The 19,352-nt window shown below is 66.8% G+C and carries 15 protein-coding genes; 3 read left to right on the top strand and 12 right to left on the bottom strand.

The window, feature by feature from the left end:
- The 3 genes from AAHB17_RS05120 to aceE all read right to left on the bottom strand — a co-directional run.
- Positions 1-1,005 (bottom strand): FAD-dependent oxidoreductase (locus AAHB17_RS05120; RefSeq protein WP_342129411.1); only part of this gene is annotated, 1,005 nt, incomplete at its 3' end.
- A gap of 12 nt (positions 1,006-1,017) precedes the next feature.
- Positions 1,018-2,673, bottom strand: coding sequence for a dihydrolipoyllysine-residue acetyltransferase (gene aceF / locus AAHB17_RS05115; protein WP_342129410.1), 1,656 nt, complete (start codon positions 2,671-2,673; stop codon positions 1,018-1,020).
- A gap of 18 nt (positions 2,674-2,691) precedes the next feature.
- Positions 2,692-5,400, bottom strand: coding sequence for a pyruvate dehydrogenase (acetyl-transferring), homodimeric type (aceE, locus tag AAHB17_RS05110; protein WP_342129409.1), 2,709 nt, complete (start codon positions 5,398-5,400; stop codon positions 2,692-2,694).
- A gap of 206 nt (positions 5,401-5,606) precedes the next feature.
- Here aceE and AAHB17_RS05105 point away from each other — a divergent pair, with 206 nt between their 5' ends.
- The 3 genes from AAHB17_RS05105 to folD all read left to right on the top strand — a co-directional run bounded on the left by AAHB17_RS05105 (position 5,607) and on the right by folD (position 9,744).
- Complete coding sequence (locus tag AAHB17_RS05105; protein ID WP_342129408.1) at positions 5,607-8,168, top strand: PAS domain S-box protein; 2,562 nt, start codon at positions 5,607-5,609, stop codon at positions 8,166-8,168.
- A 34-nt stretch (positions 8,169-8,202) separates the two neighbouring features.
- The gene (locus tag AAHB17_RS05100; protein ID WP_342129407.1) at positions 8,203-8,829 is read left to right on the top strand and encodes a response regulator transcription factor; all 627 of its coding nucleotides are present in this window, start codon (positions 8,203-8,205) and stop codon (positions 8,827-8,829) included.
- Positions 8,830-8,895: 66 nt separating this feature from the next.
- Complete coding sequence (gene folD, locus AAHB17_RS05095) at positions 8,896-9,744, top strand: bifunctional methylenetetrahydrofolate dehydrogenase/methenyltetrahydrofolate cyclohydrolase FolD (protein ID WP_342129406.1); 849 nt, start codon at positions 8,896-8,898, stop codon at positions 9,742-9,744.
- A gap of 80 nt (positions 9,745-9,824) precedes the next feature.
- Here folD and AAHB17_RS05090 read toward each other — a convergent pair whose 3' ends face one another.
- The 9 genes from AAHB17_RS05090 to lpxA form a co-directional block, all read right to left on the bottom strand.
- Entirely contained in the window at positions 9,825-10,250 is a 426-nt protein-coding gene (locus AAHB17_RS05090; RefSeq protein WP_342129405.1) for a DUF4149 domain-containing protein, read from the bottom strand.
- Complete coding sequence (gene greA / locus AAHB17_RS05085) at positions 10,247-10,723, bottom strand: transcription elongation factor GreA (RefSeq protein WP_342129404.1); 477 nt, start codon at positions 10,721-10,723, stop codon at positions 10,247-10,249. The genes AAHB17_RS05090 and greA overlap by 4 nt, the downstream gene beginning before the upstream one ends.
- 82 nt (positions 10,724-10,805) lie before the next feature.
- Positions 10,806-14,081 carry a carbamoyl-phosphate synthase large subunit gene (gene carB, locus AAHB17_RS05080; RefSeq protein WP_342129403.1) on the bottom strand — a complete coding sequence of 1,092 codons (3,276 nt, stop codon included), beginning with the start codon at positions 14,079-14,081 and terminating at the stop codon, positions 10,806-10,808.
- Positions 14,074-15,234: a glutamine-hydrolyzing carbamoyl-phosphate synthase small subunit gene (gene carA, locus AAHB17_RS05075; RefSeq protein WP_342129402.1), complete on the bottom strand. Its 1,161-nt coding sequence runs from the start codon at positions 15,232-15,234 to the stop codon at positions 14,074-14,076. Before carA ends, carB begins: the two co-directional genes overlap by 8 nt.
- A 193-nt stretch (positions 15,235-15,427) precedes the next feature.
- Positions 15,428-15,997, bottom strand: coding sequence for an Lcl C-terminal domain-containing protein (locus AAHB17_RS05070; protein WP_342129401.1), 570 nt, complete (start codon positions 15,995-15,997; stop codon positions 15,428-15,430).
- Positions 15,994-16,761, bottom strand: a complete 768-nt coding sequence (locus tag AAHB17_RS05065) for a TrmH family RNA methyltransferase (protein ID WP_342129400.1) — start codon at positions 16,759-16,761, stop codon at positions 15,994-15,996. Before AAHB17_RS05065 ends, AAHB17_RS05070 begins: the two co-directional genes overlap by 4 nt.
- Positions 16,758-17,384 carry a ribonuclease HII gene (rnhB, locus tag AAHB17_RS05060; protein WP_342129399.1) on the bottom strand — a complete coding sequence of 209 codons (627 nt, stop codon included), beginning with the start codon at positions 17,382-17,384 and terminating at the stop codon, positions 16,758-16,760. Before rnhB ends, AAHB17_RS05065 begins: the two co-directional genes overlap by 4 nt.
- Positions 17,356-18,486: a lipid-A-disaccharide synthase gene (gene lpxB / locus AAHB17_RS05055; RefSeq protein WP_342129420.1), complete on the bottom strand. Its 1,131-nt coding sequence runs from the start codon at positions 18,484-18,486 to the stop codon at positions 17,356-17,358. The genes rnhB and lpxB overlap by 29 nt, the downstream gene beginning before the upstream one ends.
- 59 nt (positions 18,487-18,545) lie before the next feature.
- On the bottom strand, positions 18,546-19,352 hold the full coding sequence (lpxA, locus tag AAHB17_RS05050) for an acyl-ACP--UDP-N-acetylglucosamine O-acyltransferase (RefSeq protein WP_342129398.1): 807 nt from the start codon (positions 19,350-19,352) through the stop codon (positions 18,546-18,548).

Here is a 19,352-nt window from a genome sequence, read left to right as displayed (position 1 = left end):
CTGCATCAGGCCGTCCATCATCTCCACCACGTCCAGGCGTGCGCCCAGGGTGCTGTAGACCGTGCCCATCTCCAGGCCGATGATGCCGCCGCCCAGGATCAGCATGCGCTTGGGCACGTCCTTGAGCGCCAGCGCGCCGGTGGAGTCGACCACACGCGGATCGTCGGGCATGAAGGGCAGGCGCACGGCCTGGCTGCCGGCGGCGATGATGGCCTTCTTGAAGGCCACGACCTTCTTGCTGCCGGTCTTCTCCTGCGCCGCACCGCTGGTCTCTTCCACTTCCAGGTGGTTGGGACCGACGAAGCTGCCGTAACCACGCACGGTGGTGACCTTGCGCATCTTGGCCATGGCCGCCAGGCCGCCGGTGAGCTTGCCGATCACCTTTTCCTTGTGGCCGCGCAGCTTGTCGATGTTGACCACCGGACGGCCGAACTCCACCCCCAGGTCGGCCATGTGGCTGACCTCGTCCATGACGGCGGCCACGTGCAGCAGCGCCTTGGAGGGAATGCAACCCACGTTGAGGCAGACGCCGCCCAGGGTGGCGTAGCGCTCGACGATGACGACCTTGAGGCCCAGATCGGCGGCACGGAAGGCGGCCGAGTAGCCACCGGGGCCACCGCCCAGCACCAGCACGTCGCAATCGAGGTCGGCACTGCCGCCGAAGCTGGCGGCGGTGGGGGCGACCACGGGTGCAGCCGCGGGTGCCGGCGCAGGGGCAGCGGCCGCCGGGGACGCGGCAGGCGCCGGTGTCGGAGCGGCAGCGCCGCCCTCGGCTTCCAGCGTCAGCACCACCGAGCCCTGCTTGACCTTGTCGCCCAGCTTGACCTTGAGTTCCTTGACCACGCCGGCGTGGCTGGACGGAATCTCCATCGAGGCCTTGTCGGACTCGACGGTGATGAGGCTTTGCTCGGCCTTGACGGTGTCGCCGGCTTTGACCAGCAGCTCGATCACCGCCACTTCGTCGAAGTCACCGATGTCGGGAACCTGAATGTCCATGAGTGCCATGTTCGGGTTCCTTTACAGCAGCACCCGGCGGAAGTCGCCGAGGATCTGGCCGAGGTAGGCGTTGAAGCGGGCCGCAGCGGCGCCGTCGATCACGCGGTGGTCCCAGGTCAGGGACAGCGGCAGCATCAGGCGCGGCTGGAAGGCCTTGCCGTCCCACACCGGCTCCATGGTGCTCTTGCACACGCCCAGGATGGCCACCTCAGGCGCGTTGATGATGGGCGTGAAGTAACGCCCACCGATGCCGCCCAGGCTGGAGATGGTGAAGCAGGCGCCCGACATGTCGGCCGGGCCCAGCTTGCCGTCGCGGGCCTTCTTGGCCAGCTCACCCATTTCCACGCTGATCTGCAGCACGCCTTTCTTGTCGGCGTCCTTGATGACGGGCACGACCAGGCCGTTGGGGGTGTCGGCCGCAAAGCCGATGTGGAAGTACTGCTTGTAGATCAGCGCATCACCGTCGAGGCTGCTGTTGAACTCGGGGAATTTCTTGAGCGCGGCCACGCAGGCCTTGATCAGGAAGGCCAGCATGGTCACCTTGACGCCGCTCTTCTCGTTCTCCTTGTTGGTGGAGACGCGGAAGGCTTCGAGGTCGGTGATGTCGGCGTCGTCGAAGTTGGTGACGGCCGGGATCATGATGGCGTTGCGCAGCAGGTTGGCGCCGCTGATCTTCTTGATGCGACCCATCTCCTTGCGCTCGATGGGGCCGAACTTGGTGAAGTCGACCTTGGGCCAGGGGATCAGGCCCAGCTCGGAGCCGCCGCCGGTGGATGCCGGCGCCTTGGCCGCCTGGGCCTTGGTCTGCACCGCACCCGCCATCACCGATTTGGTGAAGTTCTGGATGTCGTCGGCGGTGATGCGGCCCTTGGCGCCACTGCCCTTGATCTCGTCCAGCGGCACACCGAGTTCGCGAGCGAACTTGCGCACCGAGGGCGACGCGTGGGGCAGGCCAACCGGGGCCGTGGTGGGGTTGTGCGCGGGTGCGGCGGGTGCCGCCACGCTGGCGGCCACGGGGGCTGCCGCCGCCGCAGCGGCCGGGGCCGCAGCAGGTGCGGAAACCGGTGCGGGCGCCGGTGCCGATGCCGCGGGAGCCGCGGCCACGCTGCCCTCCAGGATGGCCAGCAGGTCACCGATGTTGACCGTGTCACCGATCTTGACCTTGAGTTCCTTGAGCACGCCGGCGTGCGACGACGGAATCTCCATCGAGGCCTTGTCGGACTCGACCGTGATCAGCGACTGCTCGACCTTGATCGCGTCGCCAGGCTTGACGAAGACCTCGATGACGGCCACGTCCTTGAAGTCGCCGATGTCGGGCACGCGCACCTCGACCGGGCCGCTGGCGGCGGCAGGCGCGGCCACAGGTGCGGCGGCGGGCGCCGGTGCGGGTGCCGCAGCGGCCGGGGCCGGCGCAGGTGCCGGGGCGGCCGCAGCTGCGCCTTCGGCTTCCAGCATCAGCACCACGGAACCTTGCTTGACCTTGTCGCCCAGGGCGACCTTGAGCTCTTTCACCACGCCAGCGGTGCTGGACGGGATTTCCATCGAGGCCTTGTCGGACTCGACCGTGATCAGCGACTGTTCGGCCTTGACCGTGTCACCGACCTTGACCAGCAGTTCAATGACCGCCACTTCGTCGAAGTCGCCGATGTCCGGGACCTTCACTTCTACCAGTGCCATGTTCTTGTCTCCGGAGATTTATGCGTACAGCGGGTTGACCTTGTCGGCATGGATGCCGTACTTGGCAATGGCTTCGGCCACCTTGGCCACGGGCACGGCGCCTTCTTCGCTCAAGGCCTTGAGGGCCGCCACCACGATGTAGTGGCGGTTGACCTCGAAGTGCTCGCGCAGTTTGCTGCGGAAGTCGCTGCGGCCAAAGCCGTCGGTGCCCAGCACCTTGTAGGTCCGGCCTTTGGGAACAAAGGGACGGATCTGCTCGGCGTAGTTCTTCATGTAGTCGGTGGAGGCAACCACCGGACCGGCGTGGGCGGCCAGTTGCTGGGCCACAAAGGGCACACGCGGCGTCTCCAGCGGATGCAGCAGGTTCCAGCGCTCGGCGTCCTGGCCGTCGCGGGTCAGCTCGTTGAAGCTCGGGCAGCTCCAGACGTCGGCCGACACGCCCCAGTCCTGTTCCAGCAGCTCCTGCGCGGCAATGCTTTCGCGCAGGATGGTGCCCGAACCCAGCAGCTGCACGCGCAGCTTCTGCTGGGCGCCGGGCTTGCACAGGTACATGCCCTTGATGATCTGCTCTTCGGTGCCGGCGGTCAGGCCGGGCATGGCGTAGTTCTCGTTCAGCAGGGTCAGGTAGTAGAAGACGTTGTCCTGTTTCTCGACCATGCGCTTCAGGCCGTGGTGCAGGATGACACCCACCTCGTGCGCGAAGGTCGGGTCGTAGCTCACGCAGTTGGGGATGGTGCCGGCCATGATGTGGCTGTGGCCATCTTCGTGCTGCAGGCCTTCGCCGTTGAGCGTGGTGCGCCCGGAGGTGCCGCCCAGCAGGAAGCCGCGCGCCTGCATGTCGCCGGCCGCCCAGGCCAGGTCGCCGATGCGCTGGAAACCGAACATCGAGTAGTACACGTAGAACGGCACCATGATGCGGTTGCTGGTGCTGTACGACGTGGCGGCTGCGATCCAGCTGCTCATGCCGCCGGCCTCGTTGATGCCTTCCTGCAGGATCTGGCCGGCCTTGTCTTCCTTGTAGTACATGACCTGGTCCTTGTCGACCGGGGTGTACTGCTGACCCGCAGGGTTGTAGATGCCGACCTGGCGGAACAGACCCTCCATGCCGAAGGTGCGGGCCTCATCGACCAGGATGGGCACCACGCGCGGGCCCAGGGCCTGGTCGCGCAGCAGCTGGGTGAGGAAACGCACGTAGGCCTGGGTGGTGCTGATCTCGCGGCCTTCGGCCGTGGGCTCCAGCACCGCCTTGAAAGTCTCCAGCGAAGGCACGGTGAAACTCTCGTCGGCCTTGACGCGGCGGTGCGGCAGGTAGCCGCCCAGGGCCTTGCGGCGCTCGTGCAGGTACTTCATTTCCGGCGTGTCGTCGGCCGGCTTGTAGAAGGGCACCTTGGCCAGTTCGCTGTCGGGCACCGGGATGTTGAAGCGATCGCGGAAGTGACGGATGTCCTCGTCGGTCAGCTTCTTGGTCTGGTGGACGGTGTTCTTGCCCTCGCCGGCCTTGCCCATGCCAAAACCCTTGACGGTCTTGATCAGCAGCACGGTGGGCTGGCCCTTGTGGTTGACGGCTCGGTGGAAGGCCGCGTACACCTTCTTGGAGTCGTGACCACCTCGGCGCAGATCGAAAATCTCCTCGTCGCTCATCTTGGAGACCATCTCCAGCGTGCGCGGGTCCTTGCCGAAGAAGTGCTTGCGGACGTAGGCGCCATCGTTGGCCTTCATGGCCTGGTAGTCACCGTCCAGCGTGTCCATCATCAGCTTCTTGAGGGCGCCTTCCTTGTCGCGCGCCAGCAGCGCGTCCCAGCCGGAACCCCACAACAGCTTGATGACGTTCCAGCCGGCGCCGCGGAACTCGCCTTCGAGCTCCTGCACGATCTTGCCGTTGCCACGCACCGGGCCGTCCAGGCGCTGCAGGTTGCAGTTGATCACGAAGATCAGGTTGTCCAGGCCTTCACGCGCGGCCAGGCCGATGGCGCCCAGGGATTCGACCTCGTCCATCTCGCCGTCGCCGCAGAACACCCAGACCTTGCGGTTTTCGGTGTTGGCGATGCCACGAGCGTGCAGGTACTTCAGGAAACGCGCCTGGTAGATGGCCATCAGCGGGCCCAGGCCCATGGACACCGTGGGGAACTGCCAGAACTCGGGCATGAGCTTGGGGTGCGGGTAGCTCGACAGACCTTTGCCGTCGACTTCCTGGCGGAAGTTGAGCAGTTGCTCTTCGGTCAGCCGGCCTTCCAGGTAAGCGCGCGCGTAGACGCCCGGCGACACGTGGCCCTGGATGTAGAGGCAGTCACCGCCGTGGTTTTCGCTCTCGGCGTGCCAGAAGTGGTTGAAGCCGGCGCCAAACAGGCTGGCCAGAGAGGCAAAGGAGCCGATGTGGCCGCCGAGGTCACCGCCGTCGGCGGGGTTGTGGCGGTTGGCCTTGACCACCATGGCCATGGCGTTCCAGCGCATGTAGGCGCGCAGACGTTCTTCGATTTCCAGGTTGCCAGGGGAACGCTCCTCCTCGTCCGGCTCGATGGTGTTGACGTAGCCGGTGGTGGCCGAGAACGGCATGTCGATGCTTTTCTGGCGCGCGTGCTCGAGCAGTTGCTCCAGCAGGAAGTGCGCGCGCTCGGGCCCTTCGGCTTCGATGACCGCGCTCAGCGCGTCCATCCATTCGCGCGTTTCCTGCGCATCGGCGTCTGAACCGACGCCCAGCGCCAGTTGTTTTTCGGGATTGGCTGACATGTTGTCTCCTCGGTGGTGGAAAGAAGCTTAAAGCGGGGCAGAAGGCTTGTCATGCGTGTTGCACCCGATGGATGAGAGTTTCCCATTTCTTCTCATTTTTTTCAACATGTGCTTATTGATTTTGTAATGTGAAACTTTTTGCGGGTTTTTTGCCACATTGAACTGTCAATCCAGGCGGACATCGGTGCTCCTTTAGACTTGAAGCAATGCCACCCGCCACCGCCCCGGATTCGCCCGCCGACAGCCCCGTCGCCGCCACCTTGCGTGGCGCGCGGGCACTGGCGGGCGGCACGCCCTGGTGGCAACGCTGGTGGCGCCGCCTGCCACCTGCCAGGCAAGACCGTTTTGCCACGCTGGGGCCTTTGCTGGCGGTGCTGCTGTTCATGGGCGCCATCGTGGTCGCGATCAGCTACCTGCGGCTGGAGGAGCGGGACCGCGAACAGGAGGCCGTCACCCGCGACGTGGAGTACGCGCAGCAGCGCCTGCGCTTGCGCCTGCTGGAGCGCCAGGAACAGCTCATGCGCTTGGCGCGCGAGATCTCCAACCGCGAGATCGACCGCGCCGAGTTCGCCTTCCAGGCCGAAACCCTGATCAGCCAGTACCCCGAACTGCTGTCCATTTCCTGGGTCGACGCGCGCCGCAAGATCGTGGCCACCTATGCCTCGCCCAGTGCCCCGAGCGCGCAGACGCGCAGCGTCGACCAGGTGCTGTCGGCGGCCGAGACCGACGGCTCCTACGACCTCGCCCGCGACCTGCGCCAGCCCATCTACTCGCGCCCCATGCCGGGCGAGCAGGACCAGAGCGTGCTGATGCTGCAGGTGCCCCTGAGCGAACAGGGCCGCTTCGCCGGCGTGGTGATGGGCGAATACCTCGTGGACGGCCTGCTGCGCTTTGGCATCCCTCCCGAGGTGATGGCCCGCTACGCGGTGGCGCTGCTCGACGACCGCCAGCAGGTGCTGGCCGGCACCCTGCAGCAGCCCAACAGCCGCGAGCTGAACTGGCTGCCGTGGTCACGCCAGGCCATGCACCACGACGTGCCGGTGTCCCCCGTGGGCAACGGCCTCATCCTCAAGGCGCAGGGCTACCGCACCTCGCAGGACGTGGTGGGCAGCGGCTTCGTGCTGATCATCGGCGCGCTCAGCGCGCTCACCGTGTGGATGCTGGTGGCCTCATGGCGGCACACACGCCGGCGCGTGCAGACGCAGCAGGCCCTGGTGGCCGAAACCAACTTCCGCCGGGCCATGGAAAACTCCATGCTGACCGGCATGCGGGCACTGGACATCCAGGGCCGCATCACCTACGTCAACCCGGCCTTCTGCCTGATGACCGGCTGGTCGGAGAGCGAGCTGGTCGGGCGCACCGCGCCCTTCCCCTACTGGCCCGACGACGACGTCGACATCCTGGCCTCGCGGCTGGACGACGAGTTGCGCGGCCGCTCCACCCCGGGCGGCTTCGAGGTGCGGGTCAAGCGCAAGGACGGCAGCCTGTTCGACGCCCGCATGTACGTGTCGCCGCTGATCGACCCCAACGGCCAACAGACCGGCTGGATGACGTCCATGACCGACATCACCGAGCCCAAGCGCATCCGCGAGGAACTCTCGGCCTCCTACGAACGCTTCACCACCGTGCTGGAGAGCCTGGACGCCACGGTTTCGGTCGCGCCCCTGGGCAGCGAAGAGGTGCTGTTCGCCAACAAGATGTACCGCCAGTGGTTCGGCCCCAGCGGACGCGGCCACCGGACCCTGGTGGACCTGGCCGGCGTGGAGCCCGCCGCGCCCAGCGACGACCTCGATGCGGTGGATTCCTTTGCTGGCATGCCGACCGATCCGCTCACCGACGCCGGCGCCGAAAGCGCCGAGATCTACATCGAGTCGCTGGGCAAGTGGCTGGAGGTGCGCACCCGCTACCTGACCTGGGTGGACGGCCGGCTGGCGCAGCTGGTGATCGCCAGCGACATCACGCCAAGGCGCCACGCCGAGGAGCAGGCCGCGCGCCAGAACGAACGCGCCCAGACCGCCAGCCGCCTGATCACCATGGGCGAGATGGCCTCCAGCGTGGCACACGAACTCAACCAGCCCCTGACCGCCATCAGCAACTACTGCAACGGCATGATCTCACGCGTGCAGAAGCAACAGATCAGCGAGGAAGACCTGCTCGGCGCGCTGGAAAAAACCGCGCGCCAGGCCCAGCGCGCGGGCCAGATCATCCAGCGCATCAAGGCCTTCGTGAAGCGCAGCGAACCCAACCCCACGCTGTCGGACGTGGCCACCATGGTCAGCAACGCCCTGGAACTGGCCGAAATCGAGCTGCGCCGCCACCAGATCCGTGTCACCACCTACGTGGCCGCCCGCCTGCCGCCGCTGCTGGTCGATCCGATCCTGATCGAGCAGGTGCTGATCAACCTGCTCAAGAACGGCGGCGAGTCCATCCAGCTGGCGCAGCGCGCGCCCGGCCAGCGCTTCATCGAATTGCGTGTCGGACCGCGCCATGAGGACGGCATCGCCAGCGTGGAATTCGCCATCACCGACTCGGGCAGCGGCGTGCCGGCCGACATGCTGGAGCGCATCTACGAAGCCTTCTACAGCACCAAGGCCGAGGGCATGGGCATCGGCCTCAAGCTGTGCCGCAGCATCGTCGAATCCCACCATGGGAGGATGAAAGTCGAGAACATCTACAATGGCGGCGCGGTGGCAGGCTGCTGTTTCAGCTTCTGGATTCCAGTGGCTCAGTCCCCTGCCCCGGTGGAGCGCCCGAGCGCTCCCCGATGAGCATGCGCCCCGGCACGACAACAGAAAGAGCGAGATGAGTCTGATACCCAAAAAAGGTACCGTGTACGTGGTGGATGACGACGAGGCCGTGCGCGATTCGCTGCAGTGGCTGCTCGAAGGCAAGGACTACCGCGTCCGCTGCTTCGAATCCGCCGAGGCCTTCCTGAGCCGCTACGATTCGCGCGAGGTGGCCTGCCTGATCGCCGACATCCGCATGGGCGGCATGACCGGCATGGAGCTGCAGGACCGGCTGGTCGAGCGCCAGTCACCCCTGCCCATCGTCTTCATCACCGGCCACGGCGACGTGCCCATGGCGGTGGATTCGATGAAGAAGGGCGCGCTGGACTTCATCCAGAAGCCGTTCAAGGAAGACCAGCTGGTCGACCTGGTCGAGCGCATGCTGGAGCGGGCCAAGGACACCTTTGCCACCCACCAGCAAGCCGCCAGCCGCGACGCCCTGCTGTCCAAGCTGACCTCGCGCGAAGGCCAGGTGCTGGAGCGCATCGTTGCCGGCCGCCTGAACAAGCAGATCGCCGACGACCTGGGCATCAGCATCAAGACGGTGGAGGCGCACCGCGCCAACATCATGGAAAAGCTCAACGCCAACACCGTGGCCGACCTGCTCAAGATCGCCCTGGGCCAGACGCCCGCCAAGGTCTGAGCCGCCACCCCCTACCCTCACGCCCGCCGCCAGCGGGCGTTTTGCATTGAAGAAAGACCGCCCACCATGACCGCACAACTGATCGACGGCAATGCCCTCTCCCGCCAGCTCCGCCAACAGGTCACCGAGCGCGTGATCGCCCTCAAGGCGCGCGGCGTGACGCCCGGCCTGGCCGTGGTGCTGGTGGGCGACAACCCGGCCAGCCAAGTCTATGTGCGCAACAAGGTCAAGGCCTGCGAGGACACTGGCATGCACTCCATCCTGGAGCGCTACACCGCCGACCTGAGCGAGGCCGAGCTGCTCAAGCGCGTCGAGGCGCTCAACCACGACCCCGCCATCCACGGCATCCTGGTGCAGCTGCCGCTGCCGGCCCACATCGACGCCCAGAAGGTGATCGAGGCCATCTCGCCGGCAAAGGACGTGGACGGCTTCCACATCGCCAGCGCTGGCGCCCTGATGACCGGCATGCCGGGCTTCTGGCCCTGCACGCCCTATGGCTGCATGAAGATGCTGGAGAACATCGGCTATGAGCTCAAGGGCAAACACGCGGTCGTGATCGGGCGCAGCAACATCGTGGGCAAGCCCATGGCGCTGATGCTGCTGCAGCAGAACGCCACCGTGACCATCTGCCACAGCGGCACCAAAGACCTGAAGGCCATGACGCTTCAAGCGGACGTGATCGTGGCCGCCGTGGGCAAGCGCAATGTGCTGACGGCCGACATGGTCAAGCCCGGCGCGGTGGTCATCGACGTGGGCATGAACCGCAACGACGACGGCAAGCTGTGTGGCGACGTGGACTTCGACGGTGTGAAGGCGGTCGCCGGCCACATCACCCCGGTGCCCGGTGGCGTGGGGCCCATGACCATCACCATGTTGATGGTCAACACCCTGGAGAGCGCCGAGCGTTCGGCATAACGCCGCCACATTCGCCCACTTCGTGTGGCTCGTTGCCCCCCGAGGGGGCGCGAGTCGCCTTGGGGTGGCCCGGCGGCGACTCAGCGACCTGAGCGGCTACCAAGCAGCCACAGCACCCGCGTGGCGCACAGCCACTGCACCCCGATCAGCGCGCTGCCCACGCCGTGCCACAGCGCCAGGCTGGCGCCCGTGCTGCGGGCGGTCAGGATCTTGTGGGACACGCCATACTCCTGCACCAGCATGCACAGCATGGCCAGCAGGATGAAGGGCAGGCCCCGCCCGATGGGGCCCTGCCGATCGCTGCGCCCCAGGAGCAGCAGCGCCAGCCCGCAAGCCACCACCAGCCAGGCAATGGCCGTGAACAGCTTGGCGGCCGCCGGCCCCGCCACCGCCGGGTTGCCGAAATGGGCAAACAGGGTGGGCACGGCAATGAAGGCCAACGCGGCCGAACCGCCCCACCACAGGGCGGCCACCAGCGTCAGCAGGGGGTGGCGCCAGGCGCTCACTCGTAGCGCACGCCGATGATTTCGTAGCTCTTGAGGCCACCGGGCGCCTGCACGTCGGCCACGTCGCCCTCTTCCTTTCCGATCAGCGCGCGCGCGATCGGGCTGCTGATGTTGATCAGGCCCAGCTTCAGGTCGGCCTCGTCCTCGCCCACGATCTGGTATTTCACCTGCTCGCCGGTGTTCTGCTCTTCCAGCTCCACGGTCGAGCCGAACACCACGCGACCACCCGCGTCCAGCCCGGACGGATCGATGATCTGGGCGATCGACAGCTTGCCCTCGATCTCCGCAATGCGACCCTCGATAAAGCCTTGACGCTCCTTGGCCGCGTCGTAGTCGGCGTTCTCGCTCAAGTCGCCTTGTGCACGCGCCTCGGCAATGGCCTGGATCACGCCAGGACGTTCGATGGTCTTGAGCTTGTGCAGCTCCGCCTTGAGCATTTCGGCACCGCGCTTGGTCACGGGAATGGTGGCCATGGTTCTGATCTCCGTTGTGTCAAAAGAGAAACCGCCGCCAGTCGCCTGGCGGCGGTCTCGATTTTTCTTGTTCGCAGCTAGTTTAATGCAACTGCGCGTGCAGCTCCTGCACCGAATAGACGTCCAGCTGCTCCATGTGCTTCATGCCCTCCACCGCGGCTTCGGCGCCGAAAATGGTGGTGAAAGTGGTCACACGGGCCAACAGGGCCGAGGTGCGGATCTGGCGCGAATCGGCGATGGCGTTGCGGCGCTCCTCCACCGTGTTGATGACCAGCACGATATCGCCATTCTTGATCATGTCCACGATGTGCGGGCGGCCTTCGGTCACCTTGTTCACGGTGCCGCAAGGCACACCGGCCGCCGTGATGGCCGCGGCCGTGCCCTTGGTCGCCACCAGCTCGAAGCCCATGGCCGCCAGCTCGCGCGCGATGGCCACGGCGCGTGGCTTGTCGCTGTTCTTCACCGTCAGGAACACCTTGCCCGAGGGCGTGCCGTCGGCCTTGTGCGGGCGTGGCAGGTGGGTGCCAGCGCCCAGCTGGCTCTTGACGAAGGCTTCGCCAAAGGTCTTGCCCACGCCCATCACCTCGCCGGTGGACTTCATCTCGGGGCCGAGGATGGTGTCCACGCCCGGGAACTTGACGAAGGGGAACACCGCCTCCTTGACGCTGAAGTACGGCGGCGTGACCTCGTGGGTGATGCCTTGCGAGGCCAGGGTCTGGCCGACCATGCAGCGCGCCGCCACCTTGGCCAGCTGGATGCCGGTGGCCTTGGACACGAAGGGCACGGTGCGCGAGGCACGCGGGTTCACTTCCAGCACGTAGATCACGTCCTTGCCGTCGATCTGCTGGATGGCGAACTGCACGTTCATCAGGCCCACCACGTTGAGCGATGCGGCCATGGCCGCGCTCTGGCGCTTGATCTCGTTGATGGTCTCGGCACTCAGGCTGTAGGGTGGCAGCGAGCAGGCGGAGTCGCCGCTGTGCACGCCGGCCTGCTCGATGTGCTCCATCACGCCGCCGATGAAGGTCTTGCCCTCGGGGTCGCGCAGGCAGTCCACGTCACACTCGATGGCGTCGTTCAGGAAGCGATCCAGCAGCACCGGCGAGTCGTTGCTCACCTTGACCGCTTCGCGCATGTAGCGCTCCAGGTCGCGCTGCTCGTGCACGATTTCCATCGCCCGGCCGCCCAGCACGTAGCTGGGACGCACCACCAGCGGGTAGCCCAGGGAACTGGCCTTTTCCAGCGCCTCGGCTTCGGTGCGGGCGGTGGCGTTGGGCGGCTGCTTGAGGTTGAGTTCGCGCAGCAAGGCCGAGAAACGCTCGCGGTCCTCGGCGGCGTCGATCATGTCGGGGCTGGTGCCGATGATGGGCACGCCGTTGGCCTCCAGGCCCAGTGCCAGCTTGAGTGGCGTCTGGCCGCCGTACTGCACGATCACGCCGGCCGGCTTTTCCTTGTCGACGATCTCCAGCACGTCTTCCAGTGTCAGCGGCTCGAAGTACAGGCGGTCCGAGGTGTCGTAGTCGGTCGACACGGTCTCGGGGTTGCAGTTGACCATGATGGTTTCATAGCCGTCCTCGCGCATCGCGAGCGCTGCGTGAACGCAGCAGTAGTCGAACTCGATGCCCTGGCCGATGCGGTTCGGACCACCGCCCAGCACCATGATCTTCTTGTTGCTGGTGGGCTCGGCCTCGCACTCGCTGAACTCGGCTTCGTAGCTGGAGTACAGGTAGGCGGTGTTGGTGGCGAACTCGGCCGCGCAGGTGTCCACCCGCTTGTAGACCGGGCGCACGTTCAAGGCCTTGCGCGCGTTGCGCACGGCGGTGTCGGTGGTCTTGAGCAGCTTGGCCAGGCGGCGGTCGGAGAAGCCTTTTTGCTTCAAGCTGCGCAGCGTGCCGGCGTCCAGCGAAGCCAGCGCGTTGTCGCCCTTGGCGGCAGCGATCTTGTCGAGTTCGAGTTCGATCTTCACGATCTCCTCGATCTGCACCAGGAACCACTTGTCGATCTTGGTGATGTCGTGCACCTCGTCCAGCGACCAGCCGGCCGCGAAGGCGTCACCCACGTACCAGATGCGGTCGGGACCGGGCTCGCCGAGTTCGCGCTCCAGGATCTCGCGGTCCTGGGTCTTCTCGTTCATGCCGTCCACGCCCACTTCCAGGCCGCGCAGGGCCTTCTGGAAGGATTCCTGGAAAGTGCGGCCCATGGCCATGACCTCGCCGACCGACTTCATCTGGGTCGTCAGGCGCGAATCGGCGGCGGGAAACTTCTCGAAGGCAAAACGCGGGATCTTGGTCACCACGTAGTCGATCGAGGGCTCGAAGGAAGCCGGCGTGGCGCCGCCCGTGATCTCGTTGCGCAGCTCGTCCAGCGTGTAGCCGATGGCCAGCTTGGCCGCCACCTTGGCGATCGGAAAACCCGTGGCCTTGGAGGCCAGTGCCGAGGACCGCGACACGCGCGGGTTCATCTCGATGACGATCATGCGACCGTCCTTGGGGTTGACCGAGAACTGCACGTTGGAGCCGCCGGTGTCCACGCCAATTTCACGCAGCACCGCCAGCGAGGCGTTGCGCATGATCTGGTATTCCTTGTCGGTCAGCGTCTGGGCCGGCGCCACGGTGATGGAGTCGCCGGTGTGCACGCCCATGGGGTCCAGGTTCTCGATCGAGCAGACGATGATGCAGTTGTCCGCCTTGTCGCGCACCACTTCCATCTCGTACTCTTTCCAGCCGAGCAGCGATTCCTCGATCAGCAGCTCGTTGGTGGGCGAGGCTTCCAGGCCGCGCTTGCAGATGGTCTCGAACTCTTCCGGGTTGTAGGCGATGCCGCCACCGGTGCCGCCCAGCGTGAAGCTGGGGCGGATGACGGTCGGGAAGCCGACGTTCTTCTGGACCGCCCAGGCCTCGTCCATGCTGTGGGCGATGCCCGAGCGCGCCGAGCCGAGACCGATCTTGGTCATCGCGTCCTTGAACTTCAGGCGGTCCTCGGCCTTGTCGATGGCCTCGGGCGTGGCGCCGATCAGCTCGACCTTGTACTTGTCCAGCACGCCGTGGTGCCACAGGTCCAGTGCGCAGTTCAGCGCGGTCTGTCCGCCCATGGTGGGCAGGATGGCGTCGGGCCGTTCCTTGGCGATGATCTTCTCGACCGTCTGCCAGGTGATGGGCTCGATGTAGGTGACGTCGGCCGTGGCCGGGTCGGTCATGATCGTCGCGGGATTGCTGTTGATCAGGATGACCTTGTAACCCTCTTCGCGCAGCGCCTTGCAGGCCTGCACGCCGGAGTAGTCGAACTCGCAGGCCTGGCCAATGATGATGGGGCCGGCGCCGATGATGAGAATGCTTTTGAGATCGGAACGCTTAGGCATTTTTGTGCTGCTCCATCAGTGCCGTGAAGCGGTCAAACAGGTACGAGATGTCGTGCGGGCCGGGCGAGGCTTCCGGGTGACCCTGGAAGCAGAAGGCCGGCTTGTCGGTGCGGGCCAGACCCTGCAGCGTGTTGTCGAACAGGCTGATGTGGGTGGCGCGCAGGTTAGCGGGCAACGTTGTTTCGTCCACCGCGAAGCCGTGGTTCTGGCTGGTGATGCTGACGCGGCCGGTGTCGAGGTCCTTCACCGGGTGGTTGGCGCCGTGGTGGCCGAACTTCATCTTGAAGGTCTTGGCACCCGAGGCCAGGGCCATGATCTGGTGGCCCAGGCAGATGCCGAAGGTGGGGATGCCGGTCTCGATCAGGGTCTTGGCGGCTTCGATGGCGTAGTCGCAGGGTTCCGGGTCGCCCGGGCCGTTGGACAGGAAGATGCCGTCGGGCTGGTGCTTGAGCACCTCGGCGGCCGAGGTTTGCGCGGGCACCACGGTCACCTTGCAGCCACGTTCGGCCAGCATGCGCAGGATGTTCTTCTTGACACCGAAGTCGTAGGCCACCACGTGGAAACGCGGCGAGCTCTGGTTGCCGTAGCCCGAGCCCAGTTTCCACTCGGTTTCGGTCCAGGGGTAGGCCGTCGTGGACGACACCACCTTGGCCAGGTCCAGGCCGGCCATGCTGGGCGCGCCCTGGGCGGCCGCCACGGCCTTGTCGATCACGGCCTGGGTGACGGCTTCACCGGCGGCCAGCGCCAGAATGCAGCCGTTCTGCGCGCCTTGGGTGCGCAACAGGCGGGTCAGTTTGCGGGTGTCGATGTCGGCGATGGCCACGGTGTTCTCGCGCACCAGGTAGTCCGACAGCGTCATCGACAGGCGGAAGTTGGACGCCAGCAGCGGCAGGTTCTTGATGATCAGGCCAGCGGCGTGGACCTTGTTGGCTTCGATGTCTTCCAGGTTGACGCCGTAGTTGCCGATGTGCGGGTACGTGAGGGTCACGATCTGCCGGCAGTAGCTGGGGTCGGTGAGGATTTCCTGGTAGCCGGTGAGGGCGGTGTTGAACACCACCTCGCCGACGGTGGAGCCGGTGGCTCCGATCGAATGACCAACAAAGACCGTGCCGTCTGCAAGCGCGAGGATGGCGGGGGGCAGGACGGGAAACACGGGTAACTCCTTGGGAGGCGCACCCTCATTTGAGCCGCTCTCAGCCAGACGCGAGCCGGCTGAACAGCCGGCGGCAGTGGAGGAGTGAGGACTTCGCGAAGGGGATTCGCTGCGGGTGCGCGCAGGTTGCGGGTAAACCTTCGAATTATAGCCGCTCGCCCTCGGCCAAACCCCACTGGGCGGACCGCAGCGCTCAGAAAGCCGGCCGCACCAGGCGCAGTGGCAAGGGGGTGCGTTTGGTCACATCGTTGCGGGCTTCGCCCGTCACCAGGTTGACCGCCCAGCCGTGCAGAAAACCCATGCGGTTCGCGTTTTCCGCCGTGCGGCCCTGCTGGACGTTGTCGTAGCTGTAGGGATTGACCTTGCCGCCGGTGTTGATGTTGGCGGTGCCCGACCAGTGCCACTGCCGTGGCGCCTGCGGAAACAGCGCCGGGTCCAGCCCTTGCCCGGGCAGGGACTTGTCCACCAGCCGTTGCAGTTCGGTGGTGTGGGGCAGGCGCCAGCGCGCGCCCTCGGCCTTCCAGCGCGCCAGGGCGTGGGCCGCCGCCTGCGTGTGATCGAACAGCTGAGGCTGGCCGGTGCAGGTCTTGCCATTCCAGACCATGCCTTCGACGCAGCGCGGCCAGGCAAGCCTGGCCTTGAGGTCGATGATGTAGTCGCCATCCTCCGACACCGCAAAACGCGGCTCGGCCGGCGCAGCGGCCATGCTGGCCAGCGCCAGGCAGGCGGTCACGGCACACAGGACGCGGCGCCAGGTTTTCATGGCTGGGCGATGCTGGCGTAGAGACAGATGGCGGCGGCGGCGGCCACGTTGAGCGACTCCTCGCCTCCCGGCTGCGGAATGCGCACCGCCAGCGCGGCGCGTGCCGCCAGGGCCGGGGAAACGCCCTGCCCTTCGTGCCCCATGACCCAGGCACAGGGCATGGGTACACGGCAACGGTGCAGGTCCCGCCCGAGGTGGGAACTGGTCACGACCAGCGGCACCTGCAGGGCCTCCAGTGCCGCCCCGTCGGCCGATTCGACCAGCCGCAGCCCGAAGTGGGCGCCCATGCCGGCCCGCAACACCTTGGGCGACCACAGGGCCGCCGAGCCCTTGAGCGCGATCACCTGGCGGAAACCGAAGGCGCCCGCGCTGCGCAGGATGGAGCCGACGTTGCCGGCGTCCTGCACCCGGTCCAACACCACCGTGGGCGCATCGGGCAAGACCTCGGGCGCGGCCGGCCAGTCCAGCACAAAGCCCATGGCAGCGGGCGATTCGAGCGCGCTGATGTCGGCAAACAGGGCATCGGCCAGCACCACGTTGCGCGGGGCCGCGCTGCGCCATTCGGCGGGCGCGGTCGGCCACAGGCTCTCGCTGAAGACCGCCAGCGCCGGCCGCACGCCGCGCTGCAGCGCGGCACGGCAGAGGTGATCGCCCTCCAGCCAGACGCGTCCCAGGCGGCGGTAGGCCGCGTTGTCGCCGGCCAGGCGCTTGAGCTCCTTGACCAGGGCGTTGTCGCGCGAGGCGATGTGGACGGCTTCGTTCATGTCGACATCTTGAAGGATTGGGCCACCGGCGCAAAGCTCCTGCGGTGCTGCGGGCAGGGCCCGTGCTGGCGCAAGGCGGCCAGGTGCTCGGCCGTGCCATAGCCCTTGTGGCCGTCGAAGCCGTAGGCCGGAAACTCGGTGTGGTAGCGGTCGCACCAGCGGTCGCGGGTGACCTTGGCCAGGATGGAGGCGGCGGAAATCGCGGCCACCTTGCTGTCGCCCTTGACGATGGCCTCGGCCAGCATGGGCAGCGGCGGCAGGCGGTTGCCGTCGACCAGCACCTTGGCCGGCGCCAGGCGCAGGCCCTCGACGGCGCGGCGCATGGCCAGCATCGTGGCCTGCAGGATGTTGAGGCGATCGATCTCCTCGACCGAGGCCTCGGCCACCGAGCAGCACAAGGCCTTGGCGCGGATTTCATCGAACAGGCGCTCGCGCCGGGCCGGGCTGAGCTTCTTGGAGTCCGCCAGGCCGACGATGGGATTGAGGTCGTCGAGGATGACCGCGGCGGCCACCACCGGGCCGGCCAGCGGACCCCGGCCCGCCTCGTCGACGCCCGCCACGAGGCCGGGCACGTCCCAGGGCAGTGGCGCCTGTTCAGCCTTCAAGAACTTGTTGGATCGCATCGGTGGCCAGTTGGGCGGTGTCGCGCTGCAGCGTGTGGTGCAAGGCCGTGAAACGTTGTTGCAGAGCCGTGATTTTCTCAGGTGCGGCCAGCCAGTCCAGCACGTCCTGCGCCAACCGCTCGGCGGTGGCGTCGGCCTGCAGGCGCTCGGGCACGACAAAGTCCCCGCACAGGATGTTGGGCAGGCCCACCCAAGGCTGCAGGCGCTTGCCCTTCATGATCTGCCAGCTGAGCCAGGGCATGTGGTAAGCGATCACCATGGGCCGCTTGAACAACGCGGCCTCCAGCGTGGCGGTGCCGCTGGCGATCAGGGTCACGTCACAGGCGGCCAGGACCGCATGCGACTGGCCGTCGATGATGCTGAGCACGCCGCCGGCCGCGGGGTCAAAACCCTCGGCGCGGGCCGCGGCCTCGACCTCGGATCGCAGCGCGGGCAAGGTGGGCAGCACCAGCCGCAGGCCGGGCACACGGGCCACCATCAAGCGCGCGGCGGCAAAAAAGCGCCGGGCCAGGTGGCGGATTTCGGACGCGCGGCTGCCGGGCAGCAAGGCGACCACCGGCGCGTCCAGGGGCAGGCCCAGCCGCACGCGCGCGGCGGCCTGGTCGGGCACCAGCGGCACCATGTTGGCGATGGGGTGGCCCACGTAGGTGGCGGGCACGCCGTGGGCGGCCAGCAGCTCGGGCTCGAAAGGGAAGATGCACAAGACGTGATCGGCCGCGCGCCGCAGTTTGTCGACCTTCTTGGCCCGCCAGGCCCAGAAGGAGGGGCTGACGAAATGCACGGTCTTGATGCCGGCCTCGCGCAGGCGCAGCTCCAGATCAAAATTGAAATCAGGGGCATCGACCCCGATGAACACGTCGGGCCGCCGGGTCAGCAGGCGGTCGCCCAGCTCGCGGCGCATGGCCAGCAGCTCGCGCAGGTGGGGCAGGACCTCGACGTACCCACGCACGGCGAGTTTGTGTTGCGGCCACCAGGCCTCGAAGCCGCGCTGCGCCATGGCCGGGCCACCGATACCCTGCGCCAACAGGCCGGGCCAGCGCCGGTGCAGGCCATCCAGCAGCAGGCCCGCCAGCAGGTCGCCCGAGCTTTCGCCCGCCACCATGGCAAAACGCCGCGCCGGGTCCGCGGGCACGGGCGCCGCTGGTGGGATGGGAGGCACGGTCAGCGCACGATGCCGCGTTGCGGCGTCGTGGCGGCCAGGAAATCCAGCATCAGGGCCACGTCGGCCGTGGCTTCGGGATGGCTGGCCGCAAGCTCACCGATGCGGCCACGGGCCTGTTCGAGCGTGAGGCCTTCGCGGTAGAGCGCCTTGTGCATGGCCTTGACGGCGGCGATGCGGTCGGGCGAAAAACCGCGCCGGCGCAGTCCCTCGAAATTCATCGAGCGCGCACCGGCCGGATGCCCTTCGCTCATCACAAAGGGCGGCTGATCGGCCAGCAGCACCGAGCCCATGCCGGTCATGCCGTGGGCGCCGATGCGCACGAACTGGTGCACGCAGGTGTAGGCGCCCAGGATCACCCAGTCGTCCACCACCACGTGGCCGGCGATCTGCGCGTTGTTGGCAAAGATGGTGTGGCTGCCCACCACGCAGTCGTGCGCCAGGTGGGTGTAGGCCATCATCCAGTTGTCGTCACCCAGACGCGTGACACCGCCGCCCTGCACCGTGCCGATGTGGTAGGTGCTGAACTCGCGGATGGTGTTGCGGTCACCGATGATGAGCTCGCAGGGCTCGTCCTTGTACTTCTTGTCCTGGTTCACCGCGCCCAGCGAGGTGAACTGGAAAATGCGATTGTCCTTGCCGATGGTGGTGTGACCCTCGATCACCGCATGTGGGCCGATGCGGGTGCCAGCGCCCACCTTCACGTGGGGGCCGATCACCGTGTAGGGGCCAACCGAGACCGAGCTGTCGAGTTCGGCGCCAGGGTCGACGATCGCGGTGGGATGGATCAGCGCAGCCGTGCCGGTCAT

This window comes from Hydrogenophaga sp. OTU3427 (assembly GCF_038440225.1).
GTDB lineage: Bacteria > Pseudomonadota > Gammaproteobacteria > Burkholderiales > Burkholderiaceae_C > Hydrogenophaga.
The sequence above is the reverse complement of the archived record's forward strand: the minus strand, read 5'-3'. Positions and strand labels throughout refer to the sequence as shown.

Bases quoted from the DNA above. Each gene is read 5' to 3' on its own strand.
- aceF (WP_342129410.1), bottom strand. From the start codon at position 2,673: ATGGCACTGGTAGAAGTGAAGGTCCCGGACATCGGCGACTTCGACGAA.
- aceE (WP_342129409.1), bottom strand. From the start codon at position 5,400: ATGTCAGCCAATCCCGAAAAACAACTGGCGCTGGGCGTCGGTTCAGAC.
- AAHB17_RS05105 (WP_342129408.1), top strand. From the start codon at position 5,607: ATGCCACCCGCCACCGCCCCGGATTCGCCCGCCGACAGCCCCGTCGCC.
- AAHB17_RS05100 (WP_342129407.1), top strand. From the start codon at position 8,203: ATGAGTCTGATACCCAAAAAAGGTACCGTGTACGTGGTGGATGACGAC.
- folD (WP_342129406.1), top strand. From the start codon at position 8,896: ATGACCGCACAACTGATCGACGGCAATGCCCTCTCCCGCCAGCTCCGC.
- greA (WP_342129404.1), bottom strand. From the start codon at position 10,723: ATGGCCACCATTCCCGTGACCAAGCGCGGTGCCGAAATGCTCAAGGCG.
- carB (WP_342129403.1), bottom strand. From the start codon at position 14,081: ATGCCTAAGCGTTCCGATCTCAAAAGCATTCTCATCATCGGCGCCGGC.
- AAHB17_RS05070 (WP_342129401.1), bottom strand. From the start codon at position 15,997: ATGAAAACCTGGCGCCGCGTCCTGTGTGCCGTGACCGCCTGCCTGGCG.
- AAHB17_RS05065 (WP_342129400.1), bottom strand. From the start codon at position 16,761: ATGAACGAAGCCGTCCACATCGCCTCGCGCGACAACGCCCTGGTCAAG.
- rnhB (WP_342129399.1), bottom strand. From the start codon at position 17,384: ATGCGATCCAACAAGTTCTTGAAGGCTGAACAGGCGCCACTGCCCTGG.
- lpxB (WP_342129420.1), bottom strand. From the start codon at position 18,486: ATGGTGGCGGGCGAAAGCTCGGGCGACCTGCTGGCGGGCCTGCTGCTG.
- lpxA (WP_342129398.1), bottom strand. From the start codon at position 19,352: ATGACCGGCACGGCTGCGCTGATCCATCCCACCGCGATCGTCGACCCT.